The following is an 18,081-nucleotide window of genomic DNA, read 5'->3' as shown; positions in this document are numbered from 1 at the left end:
CGCCTCACGCAATTAGGGAAAATTCATAGTTTGAAATATTTACTTATGGAAATCTGAAAATATCATAAAGTAATGCTGACAACTCTTTACCTTTTATTTAAAAATGTGAATAATGAGAACGCTCCTGATAACCATTCTCATTGGTATTTACAAGGTAACCCCGTGAAAAAAAATAAAAATATTGCGCCTTCATTTAAAGAATTGACCAAATTGGGCGTCTTTGCAGGATTGTGTGTCGGCTTAAGTGCGCCGGCCATGGCTGACACAGCAAGTAACACCTCTAAACAAACTAATAAGTCTAGTGATAGCAAAAAGAGTGATGACACTATTATCATTAAGGCCACTCTCCCTTCACTGTACGTCCCGAAATCATTATCGGACCCTAAATTTACGCGTCCTCTCGCCGACACCACACGCACCGTAACCGTAGTGCCTGAAAAAGTGATTCAAGAACAGCACGCAACCACCTTAACCGATGCAATGAAAAACATTGCGGGCGCTGGTGCGTTCTTTGCTGGAGAAAATGGCAGTTCAACGACCGGTGATGCGATTTACATGCGTGGCGTCGATACCTCAAATAGCATCTATGTCGATGGTATTCGCGATATTGCTGCGGTAAGCCGTGATACTTTTAATATTAGCAGCGTAGAAGTGCTAAAAGGTCCTTCGGGTTCAGACTACGGCCGTAGCGCTCCATCAGGCTCGATCAATATGATCACTAAGAAGCCTGAATTAACGACTAGCGTCGATGGTTCATTAAGTTATGGCAGTGCGTCCAATCGCCGTGCAACCGTCGATTACAATCAACTGATCAATGATAATACTGCCTTTAGACTTAATATGATGGGGGATAACGGTCACGATAAAACCCGCAATAAAGTCAGCCACGAAAAGTACGGCTTTGCTCCCTCGATCGCTTTTGGTTTAGATACGGATACTCGCCTATATCTTGATTATGTCCATGTTCACCAGAACAATACTCCAGACGGGGGTATCCCAACTATCGGCCTACCGGGTTATAGTGCACCTAGCGGCTATTCAGCGCTCAACAGCGCTGGAAAGGTCAATCGACATAACTTTTATGGCACGGACTCGGACTACGATAAATCAAGCACTGATAGCGCGACAATGCGTTTCGAGCATGATTTTTCTGACGTGACGACCCTGAGAAATACCACTCGTTGGGCACAAACCAGCCAAAAATATCTGATGACAGCAGTCATGGGTGGCGCATCAAATATTCAAACCCATAAATCTAGCAATATCGACGATTGGACTTGGAGTCGTTTAGCCAACACTCGTGATTCCGTTAATAAAATCCTGACCAACCAAACAAACTTAACCACCAAGTTTAATACTGGCAGCGTTAAGCACGACGTGAGTACCGGAGTAGAGTTTACCCATGAAAGCCAAACGATCCGTGGGCTGAATTCAATCTCCCCGCCAGCCGTGAATATCTACCATCCCGACAGTTCGATCTCAGTCGGCAGTCTGTCACGTAATGGCGCAGATGCCCATGGCACGACAGATACTTTCGGTGTTTACGCTTTCGATACGCTACAACTGACTGAAAAATTCGAGATTAATGGTGGAGCACGATTAGACAGCTATCACACCGACTATAAGTCAGCAACCGCTTGCGGTGGCTCGGGCCGTGGTGCAGTGGCCTGTAGCGCTGGCATAGCAAAAGGTACGCCGGTGAGAACCGTTGATACCAGTAAAAGCGGTAACCTGTTTAACTGGAAAGCGGGCGCGCTGTACCATCTAACAGAAGAAGGCAACGTTTACGCGAACTATGGTGTTTCGCAACAACCGCCAGGGGGGAACAACTTCCAACTGACGGCTAGCTCAACCACCTCGAAAAATGCCAACAGTACTAACTTCCAACCACAAAAAGCGGCAACCGCCGAAATTGGAACGAAGTGGAACTTAATGGACAGTCGCTTATTGCTGACAGCTGCCCTGTTCCGCACCGACATAAAAAATGAAGTTGAGCAAGATGCTAGCACTAAGGACTATTCACAAGTTGGACGTAAGCGCGTTGAAGGTTACGAGCTGACGATCAGTGGCGATATCACCGAGAACTGGCATGCGCTAGCGGGCTATACTCTTCAGAACGCTACCGTTTCCGAAGGTAAAGCGGTTAATAATGACGGGTCTACTTACCTCAGTTATACCCCTCGTCATGCCTTTACGGCGTGGACCACCTATCAAATCACGCCTGCCTTGGTCGCTGGAGCGGGTGCTCGCTATGTCGGCAGTATGCATCGCGGCAAAGATGGTGCTGTCGGAACGCCGGAGACTATCGATAACTATTGGGTCGCCGATGCGATGGCAGGTTACCAAGTTAATCGTAACCTCGATCTTCAACTAAACGTGTATAATTTGTTTGATAAGCACTATGTGCAATCTATCAACAAAAGTGGCTATCGTTATCACCCCGGCGCAGAACGTAGCTGGATGCTAACGGCGAATGTGCACTTTTAATCTTCAGCTAATGCTGTGGCATCTTGCCACAGCATGTTGTTATTGAGTCCGCAGACTATGATGCATCACATTAAAAACGTACTAAATGCCGAGCAGCTATCCACCCTCACCCAATACCTAGCACAAGCGGAATGGGTTGACGGCAGAGTGACAACCGGCCAACAAGGTGCGGCGGTCAAAAGCAACGAGCAAATGAACACTCACTCTGCGCTATATGATGAACTACAGCAGTTCGTGCTGCAGGCCATTAACCAACACCCACAATTTTTTAGCACCACACTGCCAGTCAATATCTCGTCTCCCTTATTTAATCGCTACCAAGGCGGCGGGGCTTATGGCTTCCACGTTGATGGCGCAGTACGTCGTGAAGAAAACCGCTGGTTACGTACTGATATCTCCGCCACACTTTTCCTAAATGATCCAGAGAGCTATCAAGGCGGCGAACTGGTCATCCAAGATACTTTTGGACAACATAAGGTGAAACTTCCGGCTGGCGATATGGTGATCTATCCATCCAGCAGCTTGCACTGCGTGACGCCGGTCGTTGCCGGACAGCGTGTTGCTTCTTTTATGTGGATACAATCGATGGTGCGTGACGAGAAAAAGCGCGCGATGCTGGGGCAGCTCGACAGTGATATCCAACAGCTGGCAGGGCTTGAGGGTGCCAGTGAAACGCGAATGAATTTATTAAACCTGTACCACAACCTGTTACGCGAATGGAGCGAAATTTAGGCGTTAGACATTAACCCCTCTTATCGCTAATGCCGAGCATTGTCACTCTCACCACGACCTGTTATGTTGTCATCATACAGTTAAGTTACGGATAAAGAGTTTATGAAACAGCGGGTCGGTATCATTTTTGGCGGGAAATCAGCAGAACACCAGGTTTCGTTACAATCAGCACGGAATATTTTAGAAGCGATTGATAAAACAAAATTTGATGTTGTTCTGTTGGGGATAACGAAGCAAGGACAATGGTGCAGCTATCATGTTGATCATTTCCTTGAGAATCCGACCGATCCTAAACATATAGGACTTGCTCAGGCCGAAGGGACACTACAACTGCAACCCGGCCAACAGCAAGCGATTAGCTCTTCTTCTGCGATCGACCTTTCTCAGATTGATATCATTTTCCCTATCGTTCACGGCACGCTGGGCGAAGATGGCACGTTGCAGGGATTGTTACGCATACTAAATTTACCCTTCGTAGGGTCTGACGTTCTCGGTTCAGCGATCAGTATGGATAAAGATGTGACCAAACGTCTATTGCGCGATGCAGGCTTGAATATCGCCCCCTTCATTACTCTTACCCCGAGCAATGCTGAGTCCACTAATCTGGATGAAGTCGTGAAACAACTGGGTTTACCTTTATTCGTCAAGCCTGCCAACCAAGGTTCGTCGGTGGGTGTCAGTAAGGTCGAGACGCAAGCTCAGCTAGGTCCAGCGATCCAAGAAGCATTTCGTTTTGATCGCAAAATATTAATTGAAAAGGCAATTGTAGGTCGAGAAGTCGAATGTGCGGTATTGGGTAACGAACACCCAAAAGCGAGCCGCTGTGGAGAGATCGTCCTCTCTGACCAATTCTATTCTTATGAAACCAAATATATCAACGAGCAAGGGGCTCAAGTGAAAGTCCCTGCTGACATTGATGAAGCGACCGAAAACACCATTCGGGAAATCGCGCTCAAGGCTTACCAAGCGGTCGAATGTTTTGGTCTAGCACGGGTTGACGTATTCCTCACACCGAGTAATGAAGTTATCATCAATGAAATCAATACATTACCTGGATTCACCAATATCAGTATGTATCCAAAGCTGTGGCAAGCAAGCGGCTTAGGCTATCAAGACCTGATCACCAAACTGATTGAGCTGGCGGTAGAGCGTCATCAACAACAGAATAAAGTCATGTCTGCGTTTGATCACTAATCGCTTGGCTACCCTCGGAGTCATCGGGGGTAGTCAAATGTCGTCCTTCAGCTTTAGAGAGATAGAGTCGCCTAGCGGCCTTACTGACTAGCTTACCTTTTCCAGATGAGTCAATCCGAACGCATATCTTTTTTAAGCGGGTAACGTCGGGCCATATATGTACAATAATCCGACTGGTGGCCATTTACCCCTAGTTTTGATAAATGGGTAAAGCAAACTATGCCTCATAAAAAGGATTTAGGGTGTTCTTTTCCAAACGCGTAGTGCTTGTTCTCTTGCTTGGAGCTTGGCTGATGGCGTCATTTTGGAGTAATCACGACGTAATCCGGACTCCCAATCGCCATAGCTAGGATTCGGCAATATGAAATATTCTGTACCGAATTTCTCACTATTCTGCGTAACGAAATTACGGCGCTGACTATTATCTTTATGCCACGTTGCTTGGCCGAAATCATTCAAATTATCCCCAACATAGACCACCACCTGATAGCCCTTAGCACGGATGCTATCGAATCGCGCTTGTTTATTACTGCTAGAAGTATTCAGTAGAAGGGTTTGTGCAGAAATTCCGGGGAAACCAAGCGCAAGAAGATTTTCTGCAGTGGCCTGACGATCGTGTTCAGCACGATTTGAGACATAAAAAATCGTCCCACCGTGACTCTCGACATAGCGTGCAAAATCGACTGCACCGGGAATCGCTAACGCTTGTTTCGCCTGCGTCCACTGCGACCACGTTGCATCAGTAAAGGGGAGCTGTTGCTGTGCCGCCCAGGCTTGGTAGGCACTATTATCAATCATCGTTTCATCAAGGTCGACAATCACCGCCGGTGAATGCCCCTCCTTTGAGGCCGCTTGCTGAAAAGCAGAAGTCGCGAATTTAAAGGTTTGTAGCGCAATCGCTTGGTATTCAGCTGATTGCTGCATCCAGTTAACTGCCAGAATGGATTGATCCGCTAGACGTTGATCGGCTTGTTGTTCCCTAGAGGTACAGGCACAAAGAGAGCTGAACAGTGTAACGCAGAACATGAATTTAATCGCATTTGTCATAGCAGTTACCCAAGTAGCATAAGGATTATTAGAGTTTTACAGAGCGTAAAACAACAAAGCGCGCATCGGAAGCAATTAATTGGCAATTACCGAATAATTTCTTTAGCTTTCGATGATAATCAAGATGACGGTTTCCGATAACACGCAATTCACCGCCATAGCTTAAACATCTTTTTGCATCTCTAAACATTTGCCAAGCAATATGATCAGTAATCGCGCTTTGCTGATGAAAAGGAGGGTTACATAGTACGGCTTGCAGACTACCGCCGGTGAAACCGCTTAAACTATTATTGACCGTGAATTCACAACGCGAGATATCGGTGGGCAAATTTTTCTCAACGTTGAGCTGGCTTGAGGCAACCGCCATCCACGACTCATCAACGAAATGAACCTTTGCTTCCGGATTCTGTTCTAATGCTAACAGTCCAACCACCCCATTCCCACAGCCTAAATCGACAATAGTTCCTTCGAGTTGAGTCGGTAAATGTTGTAAGAATAAGCGCGCCCCAATATCTAATGACTGACGCGCAAAAACATTCGCGTGATTATGCAAGGTGTAAGGCGTACCGTCCAACGGCCAACTTAAAATACCACTGCTGGCAGTAGGTTGTTCAGCGGTAAGTTTTGCAAATACGAGACGCGATTTTTTCCACGCCAGCGAAGTATGCGTCTCCCCCACCCATTTTTCAAAAATCTCTAGGGTTGAACGATGAATATCTTTGGTTTTCGCTGCAGCGATGATTAGCGTATCCGCAGTGATAACTTGACGTAACGCTTGCAATTGGTGTTCGAGCAACGCCAGAGTTTTGGGGATTTTTATCAAGACCGCCGCCATCCCCTCAGGTAACGCGGCTAAGCTATCCAGAAATCTAACGTTACTCACTGATAACTCATTAGTCGTTAAATTATGCAGAGTGGCTTGCTGACTGATCCACGAATCACTAACTTGCCACACTTCGCGAGGTTGAAGTCCACAGGCTAAAGCCCCGAAATTATCATTCAATACAAGAACAGGGCCGTCTGGTAATGGCTGCTGTAGTAAATATTCGTCTGCGGAATCCCACGCTTGTAAGCTCGGATCTGCCGCATTGGCCGGGAATCGATTAAGGGTAAGCGATTGCCCACTTACTTGCAGTTCATTCATCAAGTTCTTCTCTGTAAATTCGGATAATCATTAACGTGGCGAAGTATACGCAGTTTCTGTGCTAAACCCAACAATGCTCAGGTCTTCGTACTACAAGAAACTTTCCGCCTGCTGAATCAAACTTGTTTTGGTTAAGGCACCCACAAATTGTCGTTGCTGAGGATTATTTAAGACAGGCAGCCTTTCGAGCGTCACTCGACTAAACGCTTCCCATCCCTCTTTTAAAGTTTGATCTTGGAAGACATAAGGAAAATCTGTCTCCATCACTTTTCCGACTGGAGAATGTAATGTGATGTCCTCGGCCAACACCTTCTCAACAATTTTATGGATAGATACGACGCCAAGGAACCGTTGCTCTGCATCAATGATATACACATAGCGCTCGCGTTTATGCCCACTCACGCTTAGAGCTTGCTGGACCGAGTCTAAAGGTGAGAGACAGGCGCCTGGGATAATCACTTCGCTAATACGCGTTTGATCGAAAGTAAACTTCGCATTCGCTCGCGACAAGTGCGTACCAATCAACGGATAAGTGGTAGGAGAGTGACATTGGTAAGCCACCATCGTGGCCACCCCACAGGCAATCATTAATGGAAATAATAAGCTACTGTTAAGTGTCATCTCCAACACCATTAAAATCGCCATTAGCGGTGCTTGTGAAATCGCAGACAACACGGCTGCCATACCGATTGCCGCAAAGAGCCAAGGACTGGCTAGCGTAATGCCTAATTGTTGGCTGAGGACGCCGCAAATCCCGCCCAAAGTCGCACCGATCATTAATGCTGGCGTAAACATGCCTCCAACAGCCCCTGAGCCGACTGAACAGCTTGTTGCGATGACTTTCAGGACCAGTAGCGTGACTAGCATCGGCAGAAGATAATGGCCAGCAAAGAGATTAACAATCACCTCATAGCCATTACCCAATATCGCCGGTGAAATTATAGCAAGCCCCCCCATGGCAACTCCACCGCATGCGAGGCGAAAAGGTAATGAAGGGATGCGGTTGAATACTTGACGGCTTTTTTGCGTTAAGGTGATAAATCCAAATCCGATTAGCCCACTGAGTACTGCAAGGATAAGGGTAATTATCAACGGTCCCGTTTGTATTATGAACTGTGCATTCATCAGGGGATATAACGGCGAGCGGAAGCCTAATACCCACATAGTGAGAACCGCCGTTACTGCGGATAGCATAATGGGAATGGTCCGTTGTAGCGCAGAGATACCAAATGCGATTTCTGCCACAAAGAGGGTTGAGGCCAATGGCGCATGATATACCGAGGCCAAACCAGCCGCCGCCGCCATTGCCACCATATCACTATTCGCTAAGGCAAATTTCTTGGGAACAAAACGGGCCAACAAGCTGCCGCACAGTGCGGCCAGCTGTACCATGGGCCCCTCTTTACCAATCGATGCTCCACTGCTGATACTCATCATGGAAGAGCAAGCACGTAACACTGATGATCCCGTTGGCACCGCATTGAGACGAGCATTAATTACATCAAGATAATCAGATTTTATGGCGGTTTGTTTTTCGAGTTTTACTGCAAAATGTAATAACACTCCGGCAATTCCACCACCGATGCCGACAATTAACGGCCAGCAATACCACGGCCAAACTTGCATAGCTTGGGTGATATCATCACTTCGACCAAAAACCGCTAAGTTAAACAGTGTAATCACCATTCGAAAAAGAAGTGTGACGCAGGCCCCCACAATCCCCACAGGAATTGCCAAAAATAATCCGTGCCAACTCAGCGAACTGTTGTGTATTTTCACCTAGCCCTCCCCGCCTCTTTGGGCAGTGTAAAGGCTGTTGCCCCATTGAACAATTGTTATTACGGGTAAGCCCACTTTCATTACTTTACGTAAAGTATTTAAAAATATTACAACCAATGATTGTTTATACCCCTTAAATTTCCTATGCTGATAACAGCAAAGGGGAGTAACTTCAACGCTGGCGGATCGTCATTACGTGTGAAAACACCGGTCGTCAGGCAGTACGATAAGTATTGTAAGTGAGACCTTGCCACTGGGTGAGGTTTGCAATAGTTCCGCTTTGACTGCCGACATCACCCTTTTTGTTTTTTCATTAATAAGGAATTGTCTAATGCAGACTGTCGGCACTCCACTGATGTGGGGAATCTTCTCGGTTATCGTCACCATCATGCTCATCATCGACTTACGGCTACAAAGCTCAGGCCGTTCAGGCAGTATGAGTGTTAAGCACGCTGCCTTGTGGTCACTGGTTTGGGTAGGCCTCTCTCTCGGATTTGCCGCAGGTCTGTGGTTTTATTTACAGCATCTTTCTGGAAATGCCGTCGCATCGGAACAAACATTAAACTTCCTAACCGGCTATTTGCTAGAGAAAGCCTTGGCCGTAGATAATGTTTTTGTCTGGTTAATGCTATTCAGTGCATTCGCTGTTCCTCCCGCGCTTCAACAACGTGTTCTGGTTTATGGCGTATTAGGTGCCATCGTACTGAGAACCGTGATGATTTTCGCGGGCAGTTGGCTGGTAAACGAATTCAGTTGGATCCTCTATATTTTCGGCGCGTTTTTGATTATCACCGGTATAAAGATGTTTCTTTCGAAATCTGATGAGGGAAATCAAGAAGAGAGTCGCATGCTGCGATGGCTGAAAAAACGTATGCGCGTTACGGATCGGCTTGAAGGCGAAAAATTTTTCGTGATCCGCCAAGGTGTACGCTATGCGACGCCCCTGCCTCTCGTGCTGATCATGGTAGAATTAAGCGATGTTATTTTTGCGGTAGACAGCATCCCCGCTATTTTTGCCGTCACCACCGACCCCTTTATCGTATTAACGTCGAATCTATTTGCAATTTTAGGTCTGCGTGCAATGTACTTCTTGTTAGCGGGTGTGGCTGAAAAATTCAGCTTACTGCAGTATGGATTAGCCGTTATCTTGACGTTTATTGGCGTGAAAATGTTGCTGATCGATGTGTGGCATATTCCTACCGCTATCTCATTGAGCGTTATCGCGACAATCTTGATTGTAACGCTAGGCCTTAATCATTGGTTAAATATCAGAAAAAAATCATAACACTATAAAATGCCGCAAGGTAAACCAATTACCTTGCGGTATACCCATCATCCAGTAACCTGGCAGATATACCCTCTATTTTTTGTTCATATTGCAATATTTTAATTCGAGATAAAATCATCATCGCAGTAAGATTCGCTTTATCTTAAATCTCGTTTTCTTATACTGCCGCTGCAAACACGCTTCAACGACGAGCTATCGCGCGAAGCCCTTTTATAAAAACAATGAACAAGAAAGAATGATGACTTCAAAATCTACTGGATTAGTAAACTGGATACGTTCGGGGAACCTAATCACTCAAATTATTATTGCGCTCATTGCAGGGATTGTACTGGCGCTAATCTCTAAACCCGCAGCACAAAGCGTTTCTCTCCTCGGCGAGCTTTTTGTTCATGCACTCAAAGCCGTTGCCCCGATTCTAGTTCTACTTTTAGTAACCGCCTCTATTGCTAATCACCAACAGGGGCAAAAAGTTAATATTCGTCCGATTGTGACGCTCTATCTACTGAGTACTTTTTTTGCTGCCGTTATCGCAGTGGTCGCCAGCTACCATTTCCCGCAAACACTTATTTTGACGGATGCCCACTCGGGTAGTGAAGCCCCCAAAGGTATCTTAGCCATTGCACAGGGTATTTTACTCAGCATGGTCGTCAACCCTGTCGACGCGTTAATACATGCTAACTATATTGGTATTTTAGTTTGGGCGATCGCCCTAGGACTGGCCTTTAGGCATAGCTCGACCGCGACGCGTAACTTGCTAAATGATTTCTCTTCAGCCATTACCTGGCTAGTCGGAAAAGTTATTCGTTGTGCGCCTATCGGTATTTTTGGTTTAGTCGCCTCCGTATTAGGGACTAATGGTTTTAGCGCACTTTCCAGCTACATCAATCTGCTCTTTCTCCTCATCGCCTGTATGTTGACTATGGCATTAGTGGTGAATCCACTGCTGGTATTCTGGAAAATTAGACGTAACCCCTACCCTTTAGTGTTCCTCTGTTTGAAAGAAAGTGGTGTAACCGCCTTTTTCACTCGAAGTTCCGCTGCAAATATCCCCGTCAATATGGCGATAGCTGAACGCTTAGGACTTGATGAAGATACTTATTCAGTATCGATTCCATTAGGGGCAAATATCAGCATGGCGGGTGCCTCCATCACTATCACGGTCTTAACCCTTGCTGCCGTCAATACTCTACATATTAGTATCGATCTGCCAACGGCAATTATGCTAAGCATCGTAGCATCACTCTGTGCTTGTGGTGCTTCAGGTGTAGCAGGTGGATCCTTACTGCTCATACCTGTCGCCTGTAATATGTTTGGTATTCCTAACGAGGTGGCAATGCAGGTGGTAGCAATTGGTTTTCTGATTAGCGTGCTACAAGACTCGGCGGAGACAGCATTAAACTCGTCGACCGATCTTTTATTCACTGCCGCTGTCTGCCAAGCATCTAACCCTGGCGAACAACAATCTTAATCTCATTTCAGAGCCTCAGTATTCCTGAGGCTCTCGTCCTTCTTGTGGTCTCCCTACAGTCAACAAAAAAACAAAAATGTCAGCCTGTGTAAAAAGGGTTGGGATTCTTAGCTAACCTGCGTAAAACTCCCGCTCTAGGGACAATTATAATGTTTATCACCCTAAAATTTTGTTACACTTAACGTGATTATGCTAGCAAGGAAGTTGAAAAGCGTTTACTTCTCATATCGTTTTCATAGAGCATAATGACCGCATTAATGTGTCAGACATTGGCACTGGTGCCAGTTACCTTATTCATTAGGAATGTTAAATGGATACTTTGCAGGCCCTGCTCACCGCACTTTGGCATCAGGATTTTAACACGCTCGCCAACCCATCATTGGTGTGGATGCTTTACGGTATCCTGTTTATCATCATCAGTCTTGAAAATGGACTTTTGCCTGCGGCATTTCTTCCTGGTGATAGCTTATTGATCCTCGTCGGTGTACTGATTGCGAAGGGAACCATGAGCTTCCCATTGACCTTATTTATTCTTACTACAGCAGCCAGCTTGGGCTGTTGGTTTAGCTACATTCAAGGTCGGTGGCTGGGTAATACGCCACTGGTAAAGAAGTGGCTATCGCATATCCCACAAAAATATCACGAACGTACCCATACGCTGTTCGAACGACACGGCCTTGCCGCGCTCCTGATTGCGCGCTTTATTGCTTTTGTGCGTACTTTACTCCCCACTTTAGCAGGCGTTTCAGGCTTACGCAGTGCGCGTTTTCAAATCTTCAACTGGTTAAGCGGCTTTTTGTGGGTGATGATTTTAACCTGTGCAGGCTATGCACTAGGTAAAACTGCCCTATTTCAAAAGTACGAAGATAAACTGATGTTTTGCTTAATGTTACTTCCTGCAATCTTATTGGTAGGCGGTTTAATTGGGTCATTAATCTTGCTTTGGCGTAAGCGTAAATCGGCATCAAGGCCTCAACATTAATGCGTTCATTATTCATTCAGTATCCGCGACAAATCATTATTGCGGCGATACTCTTTCTGATTGCGATCGCCGTCAGTGTTTTCGCTTACCAACATTCTTGGCAATCCCCCGAAGCGATTGTGAAAATCAATGTGACCAACCATGGCGTGTCGCTACCCGATGGATTTTTCCTCTATCAGCATCTCAGTGCCGAGGGAATAACCGTAAAAAGTATTACTTCTGGAAGCGATTCTCTCATCATTAGCTTCAACTCCGTTGACGATAGCCATGCTGCTGAAAAGGTTTTAAAGGAAATTCTCGATAGCGGTTATCGTATCGAATAATGTTAAAAATTTATTACGCCCCTCTCTTTGAACTTTCAAAAAGCCCATCTATACTTAAATAAGTACTTATTTAACGATGACCTACTTAGACTAGGCATTCATGACTAAATCAAACTGGACTTAATCCCCCCAAAAGGAGTCTCTGATGTCGAAGAATAATGCATCCAATGATTTACGCGCAGAATTAGCTTCATTAGCAGACACTCTCGAAGAAGTGTTAAATCAAGGTAGTAGCAAATCTCGTACCGAACTTTCTCGCTTACATCAGAAAGCACAGGATGCTTTACAAAATTCTCGTGATCGCTTGGGTGATTCCGGTGAGCGTATCGCACAATCTACTCGCGATGCGGCACAGAAGGCCGATACTTATGTCCATGATAAGCCTTGGCACGGTGTTGGACTGGGTGCAGCAATTGGCTTAGTTGTCGGCATTCTTATTTCACGGCGCTAAGATGAGTAGCTCAAGACCTGGTTCAGCGCCAGGAGAAGGCATTCTGGGTGTGGGTCAACGTATTTTGACCAGCTTAGTAAGCATTGCTGAAACACGTATTCGCTTAGTGATTGTCGAGCTAGAGGAAGAGAAAGCCAACTTACTACAGATGCTGTTAATGGTTGGTTTAACGATGATATTCACTGCATTCGGTTTGATGAGCTTAATGATCCTTGTCATTCTTGCAGTACCTCCTAGCGCGAGACTTTATGCCATCGTTATCACTACGGCGGTTCTCTTCGCATTAGCGATTATTTTCGGCATATGGGCACTGGTGAAATCTCGCCGTTCTACCCTGCTAAAACATACTCGCAAGGAGTTGGATACAGACCGTAAACAACTTGAGGAGAAACAGGCATGAGTCGTCGTGAACGTGAAGCACGCAAGCAAGAATTATTAACCACGATTCAGACTCAGCGTATGGATCTTATCTCTTGTCAGCAACAATGGCTCGTCGCCACTTCACGTTATGACCAGCTGTGGTCTGCTGCCTACGCTGCACGTCGCTACTTCGCGATGGGCGGGGGGGTCTTGGCGTTATGGGTAGCAAGAAAACCCAAAACCTTAGGCCGCCTTGTCAAAAGAGGGTTTGGACTGTGGAGCAGTTGGCGGATGATTAAAAAGATGATTCCACGCTGATCACCTTTCGAGATTCCCGCTAAGTTTGCGGGAATTTTTTCGAGAAAATTTTAGGTATTTCACGAAGTGCCCATGACTTCGCTTCTCCCATACTATCTCGCCGCCAAGCCATAATGACGTCAATATCACGTTGATAGGTATCAGAAATAACTTTTAAACGCCCTTGGCGTAAGTCCTCTTCAATCATCGGATAAGGTAAGGTCCCTACCCCTAATCCCGCGACAATGGCTCGATATTTATTTTCCAGATTACTAACCGTAAGTCGACTCTGCCGATCAAGGACTTGAACGGTGATTGTCGGGCGCTTACGAGCCGAGTCGGCTACCGCGATACCACGATATTTGAGTCGCACGGACTCTGCATCAGGGTCAGGTTCTTTAAGGATAGGATGGTCAGCACTTGCCACATACAGGCTTTTCATACTGTAAAGCTTACGGCTATTGATTTCAGTTGAGGTACGAAAATGGAGCGTCGGAGCAATCACAATGTCAGCACGACCCTCTTCCAGACTTTCCCATGCCCCTGCCAGCACTTCGGTGAGCAGATTCAGCTGCGTGTGGCTCTTTTCCTCGAGTTTATTCACTAACGGATAAAGATATTCACAACTCACCAAGGCTTCACACACTATGGTGAGTTGCGGCTCCCAGCCTCTAGCCAGTGCTTCGGCATCCCCTGCTAGCTTATCCGCGGCATCAAGTAGGAAGCGCCCTCGTTCTAAAAGCAGTCGTCCCACATTAGTAAATTTTGTACGGTGGCCTGAGCGATCAAAAAGCACAACATCAAGCTCGTCTTCTAATTTCTGCATGGTGTAGCTTAGCGCCGAGGGGACTTTACCCAACTCCTCGGCCGCCGCGGCAAAGCTGCCACGGCGTTCTATCGCATCCATTACACGTAAAGCGTCTAAAGTTAATGCGCGCTCTTTAGGCATAAGATCACTTTAAAAAGGTATAAACGGTGGTGACGTGTTTTACGCCATTCACCCGGCTGGCGAGATCAGCCGCAGCTTGGCCTTCTGCTGCAGTAACTAGGCCCATTAAAAAGACCTCGCCGTTCTCGGTGGTAACTTTGATACTCGAAGACTTCACTTGATCGCTCGCCAGCAGTTGCGAGCGAATTTTGGTTGTGATCCAGGTATCCGATGAAGAGGTTCCTAAGCTGGCATTATTACCGATACGGATTTCATTATAAACTTCGACTGTGCCGTCAGTTTTAGCCGCTATTTCACGCGCGGCATCTGCCAGGGCTTGGCTCGGTGCTTGTCCGGTCAACAGGACTTTCCCTTGATACGCAGTCTCATTGATATGAGTCGTCGTTTTGATCTCTTTGTTTGTTGCCAAGGCATTTGCCACGCGGAGTTCTAGCGTACCATCATCAACCTGTGTCCCTACGGTACGAGCATCAGTGGCTGACTTGGTCGCAACGCCTGCCGATCCAATCAGTACCGCGGCACAGCCCTGCAGGGCGAATGTGCTACAGATTAAGACGACCAAAAAGGGGTATCTCATTGTATTTCTCCTTAACCTTCCTGATGAGGAAAGAGCGAGTTATCAATCAACTCACTTAAACAATTAACGGTCAGCATATGCATTTCCTGAATACGGGCATTGCGGTGCGACGGTATCCTAATTTCAACATCTTGTGGCCCAAGTAATCCCGCTAATACCCCACCATCAAAGCCAGTTAATGCCACGATTGTCATATCACGGGTCACGGCAGCCTCTACGGCCTTCACAATATCTGGGCTATTTCCTCGTGTCGAGATCGCCAACAAGATATCACCCGCCTGACCCAGCGCCCGTACTTGCTTAGCATAAATTTCATCATGCTGGCGTTCGTTACCAATTGCAGTCAGCATAATGTTATCCGCGCTTAAACAAAATGCAGGAAGGCTCGGTCGTTCGTTCTCAAATTGATTAATCATCGTGGCGGTAAAATGCTGTGCATTCGCGGCTGATGCACCGTTACCACAACTAAGCACTTTATTGCCGTTGAGTAGACACTGAACGATCACCATGGTTGCGCGTGAAATAGCGTCGGGTAGCGCCTCAGCCGCGGCGATTTGTGTTTGTATACTTTCAGTAAAACACGCTTTAATTCTATCCTGCACTGCATCACCTAACTTTGTTGATCTTAGTAAAAAGCGTTTTTGATCCAGTTCACGCGAGACCCCGTCACCGCAACCACATCAAACCGGCAATCTGCGGTTGATAAACACTTATTTTGGCTAGCTAACCAATAAGCCGCCGCTGTCTTAATTTTCTGCTGTTTCCGCCAATTTATCGTCGCTGCCGCTTCACCGTATACACTATTTTTACGATAGCGAACTTCGATAAAGACGTAAGTCTGCTCATCTAGCATGATCAGATCAAGCTCTCCTTGTCGATATAAGACATTGCTAGCGATCCAGCGTAACCCAGCTTGACATAAATAACGGCAAGCGATCCTTTCCATTTGCTCGCCTTGCTGCCGTCGAGTTAATTGACTGGAACAATCTCTCCGTGGGTATATTGATTCCATGATAACGTCCTGTTAATCACACAATTTTGTGTTGCTTTCAGTAGCCCAGTATTCCCTTGAAGTTGGTAACCTGCTTGCTGGCGAAGCGGAGTAAAATGGTTCGCTAACGTCCACGCATCCACGCCCATCGCGTATAACCGTGTCAAGGTATAGTCTTGATTAAATTGAGCGGTCACTTGCTGTTTTAAACTAGGGTTTGCCCCCGATAACAGTGGAATATCACTGAACTGTAATCCTTCCATTTCAAACCGGAAATCCGGCCCTGCGCCCGCTTGAGAACTCAGTGAGTTCGCATAAAATGCCACATGGCTTTGTGAACCAATTTTCATGGTGATCAACGGCTTAATTAAGTCTAACGATGCTTGATTCGCGACAATATAGACAGAATCCACATTCCCGCTTGAGGCCACTGGCTGGGCTGTCGGCGCATCAAACGTCATTCCGGCAACCGTCACAGCAGCGTTATCTACGCTGGGTGCAGCAGTCACCGGTGTGCCAGATAAGGCAATGCCTGCGTTACTATTAATTTTATTTCTTAAATCGCTTTCTGAACCAAGGGGTTGCCGTAAAACCGTTGACCCACCTAAGGTTTGCCACTGACGGGTAAAGGCTGTAGCCATACGATCGCCTAACGAATTACTTGGCAATAAGAGCACCGGAGAGCGTTTCCCTTGCGCCCACATATGCTCTGCGGCATCGCGTGCTTCGTTCTCAGGGGATAGCGCAAAATAACACACGTTGGGATGATTTTGTAAATCAGACGGTTCGTTCAACGCCAGAATATTCAGCGAGGTCTGGGTAGTGACCGCTTTGGTGACATCATCTTTCAATAAGGGACCGACAACTAATGTGGCGCCCTCTTGCTGAGCTTGCTGTAATAACTGGTCAATTGCGTGACCGTTAGTGTCGTAGACTTTGATCTGTGCAGTAGTGTTCGCTGAAGCCGTTCCTGGAATATTCGCCGCTTGATTACCGGTTTCAGGAGTTGTTGAGGTGCTATCAGACGACGCTGTGCTCGCCACTGCTGAAGTGCTTACTGCCGCATCACCTGTAGCATTAGCCGTGGTTTGTGGCGCACGGATCACGGTATTAGCCTCAGCACTCGCTGGCGCGCTAGCGGCTAAGTGGCCATTACGAGCATCTTCAAAGCCTTGTTCAATCGCTTTAGAGAAGACCGCACCCGGACCGGTTAATGGGAGAAGCAGCGCTATCGTATTAGTAGAGGCGACAGAGAGATTCATGACCTGTGCCAAACCAGCAGGTAAGGTTTTCGAGGCAGGATTATCAGGATAACGTGTCTGCCAATCTTTTACCGCGTGCTTTAGGTTATCTTGATCACCACGGTTTTGATAGTACACACCCAGTAAGTCTAACCAGCCCTGCAAGATATTTTCATTAGCATTGATGGTGATATTACCGACTTGGTTCTGAGGGATAGTGACCAACGTCTGCCATGTGGCATCAAGGTTTTTTTGCTGCGCGCTGCCTGCTAAGTTTGGTTGTAAAGCAATGTAGGCACGTAAAACGTCCACCGAGGCTTCCCCGGGTGCGCTGTCGATCATAAGGTGATAATAACGCTGACGCTGCGTATCACTTAGCCCTTGCACTGACAGTGCACTAAGCTGCTGAGCCGTCTCGCGAAATTGTTTTTGGCTAATCGCGTACTGTGCCTTTAATAAATGACTCTCAACCTGTTGTTCGGCGGCCAGTTGACTCGGCAATTGTTGCAGTTGCTGTCCAGCTTGTGTCACCTTACCCTCATCGAGTAATGCGCGTATTGCGAGTAATTGCCAGTGACTCCTGCTATCATCTTGGCTGCGCTGCATCTGTTGCAGATAATAAGCAGAACCTTGATTCGCAGTGGGTTGGAGAGTAGCCGATGGCGTCTGATTTTCTTGATTAACACCACAGGCGGCCAAAATAAATCCGGCCAACACAACAGGAACAAAACGCCCTGCGTTACGACGATTCACAAATGAAGAAAGCATAGA

General features: G+C 46.6%; 18 protein-coding genes. 10 read left to right on the top strand and 8 right to left on the bottom strand.

What is annotated here, in order from left to right; all coding sequences use genetic code 11:
• The first annotated feature begins 162 nt into the window (after positions 1–162).
• The 3 genes from HH682_RS07010 (at position 163) to ddlA (ending at position 4,413) form a co-directional block, all read left to right on the top strand.
• Positions 163–2,487, top strand: coding sequence for a catecholate siderophore receptor Fiu (locus tag HH682_RS07010; RefSeq protein ID WP_420826189.1), 2,325 nt, complete (start codon positions 163–165; stop codon positions 2,485–2,487).
• 57 nt (positions 2,488–2,544) lie between these two features.
• Entirely contained in the window at positions 2,545–3,219 is a 675-nt protein-coding gene (locus tag HH682_RS07005; protein WP_214236874.1) for a Fe2+-dependent dioxygenase, read from the top strand.
• Positions 3,220–3,321: 102 nt separating this feature from the next.
• On the top strand, positions 3,322–4,413 hold the full coding sequence (ddlA, locus tag HH682_RS07000; RefSeq protein WP_214236873.1) for a D-alanine--D-alanine ligase: 1,092 nt from the start codon (positions 3,322–3,324) through the stop codon (positions 4,411–4,413).
• Positions 4,414–4,650: 237 nt separating this feature from the next.
• Here the strand turns inward: ddlA and HH682_RS06995 are convergent, their stop codons facing one another.
• The 3 genes from HH682_RS06995 to HH682_RS06985 all read right to left on the bottom strand — a co-directional run bounded on the left by HH682_RS06995 (position 4,651) and on the right by HH682_RS06985 (position 8,383).
• Entirely contained in the window at positions 4,651–5,460 is an 810-nt protein-coding gene (locus HH682_RS06995) for a 5'-nucleotidase, lipoprotein e(P4) family (protein ID WP_214236872.1), read from the bottom strand.
• A 28-nt stretch (positions 5,461–5,488) separates the two neighbouring features.
• A complete protein-coding gene (gene rlmG / locus HH682_RS06990; protein WP_214236871.1) occupies positions 5,489–6,604 on the bottom strand; it encodes a 23S rRNA (guanine(1835)-N(2))-methyltransferase RlmG in 1,116 nt (371 codons plus the stop codon).
• A 90-nt stretch (positions 6,605–6,694) separates the two neighbouring features.
• A complete protein-coding gene (locus HH682_RS06985; protein ID WP_338049318.1) occupies positions 6,695–8,383 on the bottom strand; it encodes a chloride channel protein in 1,689 nt (562 codons plus the stop codon).
• A 331-nt stretch (positions 8,384–8,714) separates the two neighbouring features.
• Between HH682_RS06985 and HH682_RS06980 the strand changes: the two genes are divergently transcribed.
• The 7 genes from HH682_RS06980 to HH682_RS06950 all read left to right on the top strand — a co-directional run bounded on the left by HH682_RS06980 (position 8,715) and on the right by HH682_RS06950 (position 13,573).
• A complete protein-coding gene (locus tag HH682_RS06980) occupies positions 8,715–9,668 on the top strand; it encodes a TerC family protein (protein ID WP_214236870.1) in 954 nt (317 codons plus the stop codon).
• Positions 9,669–9,909: 241 nt separating this feature from the next.
• Positions 9,910–11,139 carry a serine/threonine transporter SstT gene (gene sstT, locus HH682_RS06975; RefSeq protein ID WP_214236933.1) on the top strand — a complete coding sequence of 410 codons (1,230 nt, stop codon included), beginning with the start codon at positions 9,910–9,912 and terminating at the stop codon, positions 11,137–11,139.
• Positions 11,140–11,449: 310 nt separating this feature from the next.
• On the top strand, positions 11,450–12,121 hold the full coding sequence (locus tag HH682_RS06970) for a DedA family protein (protein ID WP_214236869.1): 672 nt from the start codon (positions 11,450–11,452) through the stop codon (positions 12,119–12,121).
• Positions 12,121–12,444 (top strand): EnvZ/OmpR regulon moderator MzrA, encoded by a 324-nt coding sequence (mzrA, locus tag HH682_RS06965; RefSeq protein ID WP_214236868.1) that lies wholly within the window; start codon positions 12,121–12,123, stop codon positions 12,442–12,444. The genes HH682_RS06970 and mzrA overlap by 1 nt, the downstream gene beginning before the upstream one ends.
• 145 nt (positions 12,445–12,589) lie before the next feature.
• Positions 12,590–12,895 carry an ElaB/YgaM/YqjD family protein gene (locus HH682_RS06960; protein ID WP_214236867.1) on the top strand — a complete coding sequence of 102 codons (306 nt, stop codon included), beginning with the start codon at positions 12,590–12,592 and terminating at the stop codon, positions 12,893–12,895.
• A 1-nt stretch (position 12,896) separates the two neighbouring features.
• A complete protein-coding gene (locus HH682_RS06955; protein WP_214236866.1) occupies positions 12,897–13,295 on the top strand; it encodes a phage holin family protein in 399 nt (132 codons plus the stop codon).
• Positions 13,292–13,573 carry a YqjK-like family protein gene (locus HH682_RS06950; RefSeq protein WP_214236865.1) on the top strand — a complete coding sequence of 94 codons (282 nt, stop codon included), beginning with the start codon at positions 13,292–13,294 and terminating at the stop codon, positions 13,571–13,573. The genes HH682_RS06955 and HH682_RS06950 overlap by 4 nt, the downstream gene beginning before the upstream one ends.
• 19 nt (positions 13,574–13,592) lie before the next feature.
• On the opposite strand, the gene HH682_RS06945 is transcribed toward HH682_RS06950, so the two are convergent.
• From HH682_RS06945 to HH682_RS06925, 5 genes are read right to left on the bottom strand one after another with little or no spacing between them, the layout of a single operon-like run.
• Positions 13,593–14,501, bottom strand: a complete 909-nt coding sequence (locus HH682_RS06945) for a LysR family transcriptional regulator (protein ID WP_214236864.1) — start codon at positions 14,499–14,501, stop codon at positions 13,593–13,595.
• Between the two features lie 4 nt (positions 14,502–14,505).
• Positions 14,506–15,078 (bottom strand): division/outer membrane stress-associated lipid-binding lipoprotein, encoded by a 573-nt coding sequence (gene dolP, locus HH682_RS06940; protein WP_214236863.1) that lies wholly within the window; start codon positions 15,076–15,078, stop codon positions 14,506–14,508.
• Positions 15,079–15,089: 11 nt separating this feature from the next.
• The gene (gene diaA, locus HH682_RS06935) at positions 15,090–15,680 is read right to left on the bottom strand and encodes a DnaA initiator-associating protein DiaA (RefSeq protein WP_092671840.1); all 591 of its coding nucleotides are present in this window, start codon (positions 15,678–15,680) and stop codon (positions 15,090–15,092) included.
• A 23-nt stretch (positions 15,681–15,703) separates the two neighbouring features.
• Positions 15,704–16,090 carry a YraN family protein gene (locus tag HH682_RS06930; protein ID WP_214236862.1) on the bottom strand — a complete coding sequence of 129 codons (387 nt, stop codon included), beginning with the start codon at positions 16,088–16,090 and terminating at the stop codon, positions 15,704–15,706.
• The gene (locus HH682_RS06925) at positions 16,048–18,078 is read right to left on the bottom strand and encodes a penicillin-binding protein activator (protein WP_214236861.1); all 2,031 of its coding nucleotides are present in this window, start codon (positions 18,076–18,078) and stop codon (positions 16,048–16,050) included. The genes HH682_RS06930 and HH682_RS06925 overlap by 43 nt, the downstream gene beginning before the upstream one ends.
• Between the last annotated feature and the right edge of the window lie 3 nt (positions 18,079–18,081).

The organism is Rosenbergiella gaditana (assembly GCF_018494065.1).
Taxonomy (GTDB): Bacteria; Pseudomonadota; Gammaproteobacteria; order Enterobacterales; family Enterobacteriaceae; genus Rosenbergiella; species Rosenbergiella gaditana.
This window is presented reverse-complemented; position numbering and strand designations above follow the sequence as displayed.

Excerpts from the sequence above, each read along its gene's own strand:
- HH682_RS07005 (WP_214236874.1), top strand. The coding sequence starts at position 2,545 with ATGATGCATCACATTAAAAACGTACTAAATGCCGAGCAGCTATCCACC.
- ddlA (WP_214236873.1), top strand. The coding sequence starts at position 3,322 with ATGAAACAGCGGGTCGGTATCATTTTTGGCGGGAAATCAGCAGAACAC.
- HH682_RS06995 (WP_214236872.1), bottom strand. The coding sequence starts at position 5,460 with ATGACAAATGCGATTAAATTCATGTTCTGCGTTACACTGTTCAGCTCT.
- rlmG (WP_214236871.1), bottom strand. The coding sequence starts at position 6,604 with ATGAATGAACTGCAAGTAAGTGGGCAATCGCTTACCCTTAATCGATTC.
- HH682_RS06980 (WP_214236870.1), top strand. The coding sequence starts at position 8,715 with ATGCAGACTGTCGGCACTCCACTGATGTGGGGAATCTTCTCGGTTATC.
- sstT (WP_214236933.1), top strand. The coding sequence starts at position 9,910 with ATGACTTCAAAATCTACTGGATTAGTAAACTGGATACGTTCGGGGAAC.
- HH682_RS06970 (WP_214236869.1), top strand. The coding sequence starts at position 11,450 with ATGGATACTTTGCAGGCCCTGCTCACCGCACTTTGGCATCAGGATTTT.
- mzrA (WP_214236868.1), top strand. The coding sequence starts at position 12,121 with ATGCGTTCATTATTCATTCAGTATCCGCGACAAATCATTATTGCGGCG.
- HH682_RS06960 (WP_214236867.1), top strand. The coding sequence starts at position 12,590 with ATGTCGAAGAATAATGCATCCAATGATTTACGCGCAGAATTAGCTTCA.
- HH682_RS06955 (WP_214236866.1), top strand. The coding sequence starts at position 12,897 with ATGAGTAGCTCAAGACCTGGTTCAGCGCCAGGAGAAGGCATTCTGGGT.
- HH682_RS06950 (WP_214236865.1), top strand. The coding sequence starts at position 13,292 with ATGAGTCGTCGTGAACGTGAAGCACGCAAGCAAGAATTATTAACCACG.
- HH682_RS06945 (WP_214236864.1), bottom strand. The coding sequence starts at position 14,501 with ATGCCTAAAGAGCGCGCATTAACTTTAGACGCTTTACGTGTAATGGAT.
- dolP (WP_214236863.1), bottom strand. The coding sequence starts at position 15,078 with ATGAGATACCCCTTTTTGGTCGTCTTAATCTGTAGCACATTCGCCCTG.
- HH682_RS06930 (WP_214236862.1), bottom strand. The coding sequence starts at position 16,090 with ATGGAATCAATATACCCACGGAGAGATTGTTCCAGTCAATTAACTCGA.
- HH682_RS06925 (WP_214236861.1), bottom strand. The coding sequence starts at position 18,078 with ATGCTTTCTTCATTTGTGAATCGTCGTAACGCAGGGCGTTTTGTTCCT.